The 3,833-nt window shown below is 55.8% G+C and carries 5 protein-coding genes; all 5 read left to right on the forward strand.

Annotated features, from left to right (window positions below; genetic code table 11):
- The coding region (locus tag FLQ44_RS24055) for a hypothetical protein (protein WP_206208750.1) at positions 1-257 on the forward strand (257 nt) is incomplete at its 5' end.
- Between the two features lie 1,022 nt (positions 258-1,279).
- Positions 1,280-1,624, forward strand: a complete 345-nt coding sequence (locus FLQ44_RS08035) for a MobC family plasmid mobilization relaxosome protein (RefSeq protein ID WP_032623643.1) — start codon at positions 1,280-1,282, stop codon at positions 1,622-1,624.
- Complete coding sequence (locus FLQ44_RS08040) at positions 1,614-1,826, forward strand: hypothetical protein (RefSeq protein WP_147693958.1); 213 nt, start codon at positions 1,614-1,616, stop codon at positions 1,824-1,826. Before FLQ44_RS08035 ends, FLQ44_RS08040 begins: the two co-directional genes overlap by 11 nt.
- A 475-nt stretch (positions 1,827-2,301) precedes the next feature.
- Positions 2,302-2,787: an MbeB family mobilization protein gene (locus tag FLQ44_RS08050; RefSeq protein ID WP_147693959.1), complete on the forward strand. Its 486-nt coding sequence runs from the start codon at positions 2,302-2,304 to the stop codon at positions 2,785-2,787.
- Positions 2,788-2,790: 3 nt separating this feature from the next.
- Positions 2,791-3,003 (forward strand): MbeD family mobilization/exclusion protein, encoded by a 213-nt coding sequence (locus FLQ44_RS08055; protein ID WP_000137423.1) that lies wholly within the window; start codon positions 2,791-2,793, stop codon positions 3,001-3,003.
- Positions 3,004-3,833: the final 830 nt, after the last annotated feature.

A 3,833-nucleotide genomic window follows, 5' to 3' on the forward strand; every position in this document is an offset into this window, starting at 1 on the left:
GATTTCGATTATTGCTGACAGAGCATGGAGAAAAAGATGCAGTTTTACTGTTCGGAAAGAACTCTTTTGTTGCCGTGCCAGATACGCAGAACCTTTATGGTGGGTGTTATTACCTTTATTTAGAGGATGCTCACAAGAACGAGCTTTTAATTGAGTTAAATGAAAGTGATTTATACCCTGGTGGCGCAATAGAATTTCAACAAAAAGGCGGTCGGAAGATTAATTGCGAGATACTAAAAGTAAGGTGGAGTCGTTAACTCAAGTAATGTTTCCTAAGTGTGTTGAGAGGCAAACATGGTGGTAGTTACTCTCTCGGAGTAAATGATCTTCTTGTGATCCTGTCGTTACAGTCGTAATCTCTTGCTCTGAAAACGAAAAAACCACCTGGGGAGGTGGTTTGATCGAAGGTTAAGTCAGTTGGGGAACTGCTTAACCAGGTAACTGGGTATACGAGACCGCAGAAACCAAAACTGTTCTTTCAGTGTAGCCTCTCTCAGGCCCATACTTCAAGACCTCTCAATTTGTCTCTCGTATACCTCCAGTTACTAATGGCTGCTGCCAGTAGCGATTTTTCGTGTCTTTCCGGGTTGGACTCAAGACGATAGTTACCGGATAAGGCGCAGCAGTCGGACTGAACGGGGGGTTCGTGCATACAGTCCAGCTTGGAGCGAACTGCCTACCCGGAACTGAGTGTCAGGCGTGGAATGAGACAACGCGGCCATAACAGCGGAATGACACCGGTAAACCGAAAGGCAGGAACAGGAGAGCGCACGAGGGAGCCACCAGGGGGAAACGCCTGGTATCTTTATAGTCCTGTCGGGTTTCGCCACCACTGATTTGAGCGTCAGATTTCGTGATGCTTGTCAGGGGGGCGGAGCCTATGAAAAAACGGCAACGCCGCATCCTTTTCGTGGCCCTTCCTGACTTTGACTTGAGCGCCATCTCTTTATCTCGCCATTAGTGTGCAGGTAACGCCCGCCGCAGACTCACGGCAGGAGCGTCAGCGACCGAGTGAGCGAGGAGGCGTCATACCCCCGACACTGCCATTATCTGCCTTACGCTCCGCCGCTGCATGTCCTCCCTGCCATATATAGCACTTTCGCTGATATCCACACTGATGCCACCATTGTAAGCCAGTATACACTCCGCTAGCGCTACGTGACTGGTTCAGGGCTGCGCCCCGAAACCCGCCAAAAGCCTGACGCGCCTGCGGCTTGTCCAACCCCGCGCCGACCGGGAAAGGCTTTCCCGCCCGTCCCGGCGTTATCAGGAGGCCGGTTTGTCAGAGAAACGGAACAAGATGCTCACCATGTGGGTGACGGAGGACGAGCACCGGCGGCTGCTTGAGCGCTGTGACGGCAGGCAGCTGGCGGCGTGGATGCGGCAGACCTGCCTGGACGAAAAGCCTGCGCGCACCGGAAAGCTCCCCTCAATCTCGCCGGCGCTGCTGCGCCAGCTTGCCGGCATGGGGAATAACCTGAACCAGATAGCCCGCCGTGTTAACGCCGGCGGCGGCACCGGCCATGACAGGGTGCAGATTGTGGCGGCGCTGATGGCCATCGATGCCGGGCTTGAGCGGCTGCGGCACGCCGTTCTTGAGAAAGGAACGGACGATGATCGTTAAATTTCATCCACGTGGCCGCGGCGGTGGCGCCGGGCCGGTGGACTATCTGCTGGGTAAAGACCGGCAGCGTGAAGGCGCCAGCGTCCTGCAGGGGAAGCCGGAAGAAGTCCGGGAGCTGATTGACGCGTCTCCTTACGTGAAGAAATACACCTCCACCTTCCTGTCATTTACCAACACCAATCTGCCTCCCAACCACCGTTAAAAACTAATGGCCATCTTCGAGCACATTCTCATCCCCGGACTTGATAAAGATCAGTACAGCATTCTGTGGGTGGAGCACGAGGACAAGGGGCGTCTGGAGCTGAACTTTCTGATCCCCAATACCGAGCTGCTGACCGGCAGGCGGCTCCAGCCGTACTACGACCGCGCCGACCGGCCGCGTATCGATGCCTGGCAGACCATCGTGAACGGCAGACTGGGGCTGCACGATCCGAACGCGCCGGAAAACCGCCGGGCGCTGGTCACGCCGGCCGGACTGCCGAAAACGAAGCAGGAAGCCGCAGAAGCCATCACCCGTGGACTGCTGAGCTTAGCCTCGTCCGGGGAGCTGAAAAGCCGTCAGGACGTCACTGAGGCTCTTGAAGGTGCAGGTTTTGAGGTGGTGCGTACAACGAAAAGCAGTATCAGCATTGCCGACCCTGACGGGGGGCGAAACATCCGACTGAAGGGAGCCATCTATGAGCAGTCTTTTAACGCTGGCGAAGGACTTAGAGCAGCAATCGAAAGCGCAGCAGAAGAGTACCGGCGAGATGCTGAAAGCCGCATTCAGCGAGCACGAGAAGTCTGTAAAAGCGGAACTGAGCGCAAGCGCGAAGAGAATCAGCGACGCCATCAGCGCCCACGAGCAGGGTATGACCGCGGCGATGCAGTCGAACCGCCTGAGCGTGCTGCGTATGGTCGGCCGGACGTGGCTGACCATCACTCTGGTCTCGGTACTGCTGATCGCCACGAGCGGGAGCATTCTGTGGTGGCAGGGGCAGCAGATCACCGGGAATTACCAGACTATCCGGGCGCAGGAGCGGACGCAGGCCATGCTGTCGGAGAAGAACCACGGCGTGCAGCTGTCGCTCTGCGGGGAGAAGAAACTGTCCTGCGTCAAAGTGAACCCGAAAGCGGGAGCGTACGGGGAGGAAGGGAACTGGATGGTACTGGAGAGGAAATAGCCCATGACGGAACTGGAAAAACAGTTGCTGACCGCATTAGAGCAGCTACATCAGGACTACTCGCAAAGGCTGGACGAGTGGGAGAGCGCCTTCGCGGAATGGCAGAAGATGTCTGGTCTTATGCAACGGGAGAACGCGGCGCTGAACGAGCGCGTCACGCGCTTGAGTCAGCAGGTGGCGAACTTGAGCAGGCAGTTACAGCGTTTGAGCCAGTAGTGCAGCGGCATGAAATGGCGGTGGCCGCCGAACGGGCATACGAGCAGCGACAGCACGAAAAAGAGCTTGCGGAAACCCGTTCCCGTCAGCGGAGCTATAACGGTCCGACGCTGGGCTGACTGAGCGCATCCAGTGACAACCCCCACGAAGAAGGGCTCATAAATTTCCCGCTAAATACGGTCGTGATGAAAACATCACGGCGTATACAACGGAGGGATTATGAGACTGTTTAACGTGATTGAGACGGTGCTGAACTGCCTGTACATGGCGCTGGAGATCTGGGACTGGCTGGAGAAGCATTTTCCTGTTTTTAAGGCGTTCATCCGGATTCTGGCCTGAAATCAGACCGTATGCATCTGGCTGCATGACCATGCAGCCGGGTAAAATTTATCTGTCACGAACGGGGCGGTGTATCGGGTGGTTTGTTGCCGGTTTTACCTGACTGCCGCCCCGTTTGTGGCGAACCTGTCCGGAGCGGTGCGGGCAAGGGGTGTTATGTTAAAAGCCGAGGTCTGGCGGATACGGAAAAAATTATGCCGGCCGGGCTTATGCCCGCGGAAATCCGGCCGATACTTAAATTATCCTTCACAAAGGATATCCTGCGATCCAGTCAGTTGAGTGTTTTCCGTCTCCCGGATGGGAGCCATTTTTTTGCCTTCTGATGCGTGTTAAGGCTTGCGGAGCTGCGCTGGTTCTTCCAAGATTGAGAGATGCCAGCTTCCTGCTGGAGCCGGCGGATTTGCCGTAAATATGAACATTTTCTTATTGTTCAGCCCGCTAAAGATGGCGGGTTTTTTACGCGTGAAATCCGGAGCCGGACATCATGCCGG

The organism is Vogesella mureinivorans, assembly GCF_007644035.1.
GTDB lineage: Bacteria > Pseudomonadota > Gammaproteobacteria > Burkholderiales > Chromobacteriaceae > Vogesella > Vogesella mureinivorans.